Annotated in this window: 4 protein-coding genes; all 4 read right to left on the bottom strand. The window is 35.4% G+C overall.

Annotation, left to right across the window (positions count from 1 at the left end):
* Positions 1–82: 82 nt before the first annotated feature.
* Positions 83–1249 (bottom strand): Gfo/Idh/MocA family protein, encoded by a 1167-nt coding sequence (locus tag AC1D0Y_RS27870; RefSeq protein WP_047934292.1) that lies wholly within the window; start codon positions 1247–1249, stop codon positions 83–85.
* Positions 1250–1284: 35 nt separating this feature from the next.
* Positions 1285–2208, bottom strand: a complete 924-nt coding sequence (locus tag AC1D0Y_RS27875; protein ID WP_098787154.1) for a sugar phosphate isomerase/epimerase family protein — start codon at positions 2206–2208, stop codon at positions 1285–1287.
* A gap of 84 nt (positions 2209–2292) precedes the next feature.
* Positions 2293–3726 carry a sugar porter family MFS transporter gene (locus AC1D0Y_RS27880; RefSeq protein WP_080967620.1) on the bottom strand — a complete coding sequence of 478 codons (1434 nt, stop codon included), beginning with the start codon at positions 3724–3726 and terminating at the stop codon, positions 2293–2295.
* Between the two features lie 976 nt (positions 3727–4702).
* The gene (locus tag AC1D0Y_RS27885) at positions 4703–5734 is read right to left on the bottom strand and encodes a LacI family DNA-binding transcriptional regulator (protein WP_047933885.1); all 1032 of its coding nucleotides are present in this window, start codon (positions 5732–5734) and stop codon (positions 4703–4705) included.
* Positions 5735–6388 lie beyond the last annotated feature (654 nt).

Raw genomic sequence — 6388 nt, forward strand, 5'->3', positions numbered from 1 at the left:
TGAAGTAAAGCACATTTTTAAATTTTAATTGATTCCTCTATACATCAGTTATATATAGAATAAATTAAATCACTTTTAAAAGTTATTGGTACTCTACCCAAACAGCACCATTATCAGCAGAACGTACACAATTCTCTACCCATCGAACCCCTTCAACTCCTGCTTTAATATCTGGATACCACATATTCTCTAATGTTTCCCCACGGTCTGCAGCATCCATCGCTAAGGCGAAACGTGCGTATAGATTTGACCAGCCTTCAAATAGCCCCTCAGGGTGTCCTCCACCTATACGATCATCAACTAATGCTTCAGGATAAAGGTAATCCATTCCTCGATCTAAAACCTGAGCTGGCTTACCTTGGATTTCATAGCGTAATTGATTAGGGTGCTCATCCCACCATTCAATACTAGCTTTTGAACCAATCACACGGATAGTTTGGCCATGCATAGAACCAGCATTTACGCATGATGACCAAACGGTTCCAACCGCACCATTATCATATTCCATAATTGTAAAAGCGTTGTCTTCAAGTGGAGCGCGACTTTCTACAAAACTTTGACGAGTACACATTAATTTCTTGATTTTTAGGTTAGGCAACATTACCTCAGATAAGTAAAGAGGATGAGTTCCTACATCACCTAATACATAACTAGGTCCAGCTACTTTAGGATCAACACGCCACTTTGTACTTGCATTACCTTCCTCTACTGCGGATGAATGGAAACCGTGAGCAAATTGCATTTTAACAATTCTAATTTCACCTAAATCTCCATTTGCAATCATTTGACGTGCTTGTTCTATCATTTGATGTCCTGCATAACCATATGTAACCCCAACAACACGATTCTTCTTTTTCGCAAGAATCTCTAATTCTTCTGCCTCTTTACTCGTAAAACATAACGGTTTCTCACATACCACATGTAAGCCAGCATGTAATGCCGCCTTAGTAATTTCAAAATGTGTTGCGTTCGGAGTAGCAATTGAGACAGCTTGAATGCCATCTTCACGTTTAGCTTCTTCTTCAAACATGGTTTCATAATCAGGGTAGCAACGCTCCGGATCAACATGTAAATTGACACCAAAGTCCTTCCCACGTGCTGGATCAATGTCAAACGCTCCAGCTACTAATTGAAAATTATTGTCTCTCAATGCAGCTGAACGGTGAATATAACCAATTTGCCCTCCTTTTCCGCCGCCTACCATTGCCCAACGAATTGGTTTATCTACCTTTTTCTCTCCATAAATCATTCTCTACATCCCCTTTGCACTCAATCAAATTTTTATTAATACCCCACGCTTTTTAAATAATCAACGCTTTGTTTCACATCACGTAAACTTGTGTCAGAGTTTCTAGGATCTCGTTCTTGCTCGATTGTGATGTACCCATGGTAATGGATCTCTTTCAACAATTCATGAATCGAATTGTAATCAATGACGCCTTGTCCAATGGGGCACATAACCCCTTTACCGCAAGCATCGAAAAAGCGAATACGTTCTTCCATTACTTGTTTATATATATCAAGATCAATATCTTTAAAATGAATGTAATCTAATCGGTCTGAACACTTTTGTAGCCACTCTAATGGATCCATTTTTGAATAGTATAAATGCCCCGTATCTAGGCAAAGACCCGCCATTTCATAAGGTATATCTTCTAAAAGTTTTTCAATTTCGTCTTCAAATTCAATGTAACCACCTGCGTGTGGATGAATGACAGAACGTACTCCATATTTTTTCCATGCCCTTTCTGCCAGTGCACGAATATGGCCCATCATATTATCCCAGTCTCTTTCAGATAATCGCACTGCCTTGTCAGGGTGACCCGCGTAATAGTCTCTCTCATCATGTCCCCAATCAATAATTACTAAATAGGGAGTTAGAAATTTTTGTTCTTTTTCTTGAGGAGTTGAAGGTAGTTTTGTTATTAACGAACAAATATCATCGACCTGATGCAATAAGTTTTCTAAGTTAGACTCTGATACTAAATCATCAAAAATAGTTCCTGCTATTATGGTTAAATCATTTTTAGCAAGCTCTGCTTGTACTCTTTCAATGTTCATGGGTATATATCCATAAGGACCTAACTCAATCCCTTTATAACCAGCTTGTGAGGCCTCATTTAAAACTTTTTCCCAAGGTGGAAGATAGGGATTTTTGGGATCATCGACGCCCCAACAACAAGGCGCCCCTGAAATTTTTATACTCATCTATAACACTCCTAATTTCTATATATTTAATTAAGCGCTTTCATATTATTGTTCAAGTGTTCTTATAAACCTCACAGTTTAATGCTACTGAGCCTTGTTTATTGGAGTACCATTACTTTTCTTGTCGTATTTTGAACGAAACTCTTCTTCTAGTTCCTCAAGTGAACGGCCATTTGTTTCCGGCATAAATTTATATACAAACCAGATGCCTAATAATCCAAGGAATACGAAACTTAAGAATGTTGCGGACAAACCAATAGAGCTTAGTAAGACTGGGAATGAAAATCCAATTATACAGTTTACTATCCACAAGAAGAATATGCTGATGCCCGAACCAAGGCCTCTTAATCTTTGTGGGAATATTTCTGCAATAACTAAAAATGTCACTGGACCTATGCATCCCTGCATGAATGCAAGAAATAAAACAGTTAAAGAAAGTACAACATACGGAAGTAAGGCAGAGCCTTCAAGTATATTAGAAAATATTGAAATCAGTAAAAGCGCAGATGAAGTTCCAGAAAGCCCAACGATTAACATAGGACGACGGTTCACTTTTCCAACCAGCCATATACCGAAACAAACAGCAATTACCGAAATTAGCCCGTTAGCAATGTTAGCAATCAAAGCTGCTTTTGTACCAAAACCAGATTCCTGAAGAATTTGAGTACCATAATACATAATTGAGTTAACACCGGTAATCTGATTAACAATAGCCACTCCAATTCCGATGAATAAAATACGCTTCAGCCAAGGTGTAGAAAAGTCTTTAATGGAAGTTTTCGGAAGGTTTGAATCTCGTTTTACTGCCTCTTGTATTTCTTCAAACTCAGCTTCAGCTTGCTTTTCATTCCGAATTTGTTTTAATACGCGTAAGGCCTCATCTTTTCTACCTTTGGAAGCTAGCCAACGTGGGCTTTCTGGAACAATTAGCATACCGATAAACAACATTACAGCTGGAATTGCACACAAGATAAGCATATATCGCCAAACATGTCCAACATCTCCCCATACTACACCAAGAATAGCATTAAAAACGTAGGCCAATAATTGACCTCCAGTAATCATAAGCTCGTTCTGGGTAACCATTCTTCCTCTTTTCTCTGCTGGTGCCATTTCTGCTAAAAAGGCCGGTACCATTGAGGAAGCTCCTCCAACGGCTAGACCTAGCATAAATCGGAAAAATACCATAATTGGAACGTTAGGAGCAAAAGCTGTGCCAATCGTTGCAATCAAAAACAATAAGGCAAGATTTAGAATTGTTTTTCGACGTCCATAGTGATCCGCCAGTCGTCCACCTAAAAATGCACCGATTGCTGCCCCAAAAAGCAATGAACTTGTAACAAAACCTTCTGTGAACGGTGTTAAATTAAGTTGATCAGCTCTAGACATAAAAGGTAAGGCTCCATTAATTACCCCTGTGTCATAGCCGAATAAAAGTCCACCAAATGTAGCAGAAACCATAATGATTTGTAAATAACTTTTATGATTTTTTGGCCTTTTAATTGCTTGATTACTCATGCATTATCATCCTCATTGGTCATATTTTATTAACTCCAATTAATGCATTAATTCGTTTGTCCTTATTTCTCAAACTAATAAGATAAAAAATATAGCTTTTGACAACACATAAAGTTAGCGCTTCCATTTCTCTTGATAAAAGAAAATCATCACTCACTTGTAGGTAAAACTGAAGTATCTCAAATAAACTTACTCTAGATCCTATTTCCTTAAATTCCTTTATAACAAATTGTTCTCTATAATTATCAATTTTGTTTCCCGTCTTTAACTATGTAAGTAGGTAGATTATATAGCATTTGTCCCCTCACTTTTATTTCAATTTTTTCACCCTTTTATATTTATCGCCTCCTCTAAATAAACACTACAAACATATAGACTAGATAAAAATGTAAAGCGCTTTACATTTTATTTAAAGCTAACCGTTTAACATTAAAATGTTTTATTTACCTAAAATATCGAAAGCGCTTTATGTTTGTGAGCTAATTGTATAATATTCAGTATATTTTGTAAATGTTTTTTTGAGGACTATATTCTTATTTTTATTATAAGGTGGGTTTCACTTATGGTGAAAGGTAGCAGCAGTTCAATGATAACTACCCTTTTTAAAAAAGATACTCTATTTTATCTAATGGATAAATTTGAATCAAAAGCGCTTTATATATTGCTATTACAAGAAATTAATCGACCACTTTTTATTACCGCCCTATTGTACACACTTCACTAACCTTAAAGTATCAACTTGGAGATGTAGAAGCATATTATTTAACCACTATATTTGAGAGAAAGATAAATTGATTTATTGAGCTTCAATCTATAATTAAAAGTGATGCTGAGCATATATATATGTGCAACATCACCATAATATAAAATTTCAAATATTAAGCTAGGTTCATAATACTTCGATGGCTCTTTTGAACATAAATTTGTTGGCTTCTTTTATTCATTTTTTCTTTTCAAATACCACTATACTATTAAATCATTCACCTTGTATAGAAGTTACATTGCTAGATTGTACCGGACAAAAACTCGTTGATTTTCTAATAATCAACTTAGGTAACATTAAAATCTTTTGTTTCTCTATTCTTTTTCCTTTTATCTCTTCGATAAGTAAATCCACAGCTTGAGAACACATATTTTGAACAGGTACTTCTACTGTTGTTAAAGGAGGATCACAACTTTTAGATAACAAGGTATTATCAAACCCGGTGATGGACAGATCTTCAGGAACTTTTAAACTTTTTTCTCGCGCTCCCAACAGGGTCCCAATTGCTAATACGTCGTTACAAGACATAATTGCAGTAGGCGGGTTGAAAGAATCCAATAAGCTTGTTGTTAAAAGCTGTGCATGTTCCGGACTTGAATTACTAGTCACAATCAGTTCTTCAGGAATATCCAAATCATTATCTTTTAACGCTTGTTTGTATCCGCGTATACGCTCCTGACTACTTGAATTATCCTCTGCAATAACGGCAATTCTTCTATGACCTAAAGAGATTAAATGAGAAGCTAACTCATATCCTCCAATAAAATTATCAACCGTTACGGTGGTAAGAGATGAATACGGTTGAGATTCAGAAAGAAGTATAACTGGAATCTTATCCTTTACCAATTCTAAGGCTATTTCTCTGTTTCTAAAGCCACCGGCTAGAATAAATCCATCTACACGTTTCTGCCTTAGCAAGGACACGTAGCGTTCTTCTTTCTCTAACTTCAAATCGGTACTACAAACCACAACATTAAATCCATATTCATGTGCCCGGTCTTCTACTCTACGAGCCATTTCCGCAACTATAGGGTTAGCTATATCCGGTAGCAGAAATCCAATGGTAGATGTTCGCTTCCCTGTTAAGGCAGAGGCAACGACACTTGGTTTATAATTTAGTTCTTGCATTACTTTTAAAACTTTTTGTTTTGATTTCTTTCCTACTGGTTGATTATTTAAAACCTTTGATACTGTAGATATAGAAACCCCTGCTTTTTCTGCTACATCATAGATAGTTGATTTCATTTGTTATATACCTTCTTTCTATCATACGATTCACCAGTTCAGTTACTTTCATAGTAACTTCCTTAATCAGCTTTATAACCTTATACAATTGATGTAATAGCTTCTGTTTTTCGTCTTTTTTACTCGCAAATACTTATTAATTAATATAATCATTACTTAAAAAGCGCTTTAGATATGTTAAACAAAAGATATTATAAACAATTTATAGCATCTTTTATTTTAAAGATATAGAAAGCGCTTTAGATATTGTTATTATATATGTATATTCCATTATTCTCAATGTTCGTGGTATTAAATTGCAGTTGTCGACAAACCTTTTTCTTCTCCTAATTATACTTTCAAGGACAAGATGTTTAAATCTATTACAAGGTGTTAAAGTAATAATTATCATTAACAAAATAAAAAGCCACCCAGTATTTGCAGGACAGGTGGCTTTTTACTATAAAATGCATGTGCAGACATATAATAACAGATTTTTGCTGAAAATACTATATTTTCTCATGCGAGCATATGTATAAAAGGTGCACTTCTTATACATTAGTTTCTCAACCACCTACTGAAAAAACGTTGATAAATGAACAGTGTATAAAAAGATGCATACTCCGGAAAAAGAATCCTTGGTGAAATCTTACTGCCCCAAGGGTTCTTTTGCTT

The organism is Priestia sp. P1_B12_1 (assembly GCF_056406695.1).

Excerpts from the sequence above, each read along its gene's own strand:
- AC1D0Y_RS27875 (WP_098787154.1), bottom strand. The coding sequence starts at position 2,208 with ATGAGTATAAAAATTTCAGGGGCGCCTTGTTGTTGGGGCGTCGATGAT.
- AC1D0Y_RS27880 (WP_080967620.1), bottom strand. The coding sequence starts at position 3,726 with ATGAGTAATCAAGCAATTAAAAGGCCAAAAAATCATAAAAGTTATTTA.
- AC1D0Y_RS27870 (WP_047934292.1), bottom strand. The coding sequence starts at position 1,249 with ATGATTTATGGAGAGAAAAAGGTAGATAAACCAATTCGTTGGGCAATG.
- AC1D0Y_RS27885 (WP_047933885.1), bottom strand. The coding sequence starts at position 5,734 with ATGAAATCAACTATCTATGATGTAGCAGAAAAAGCAGGGGTTTCTATA.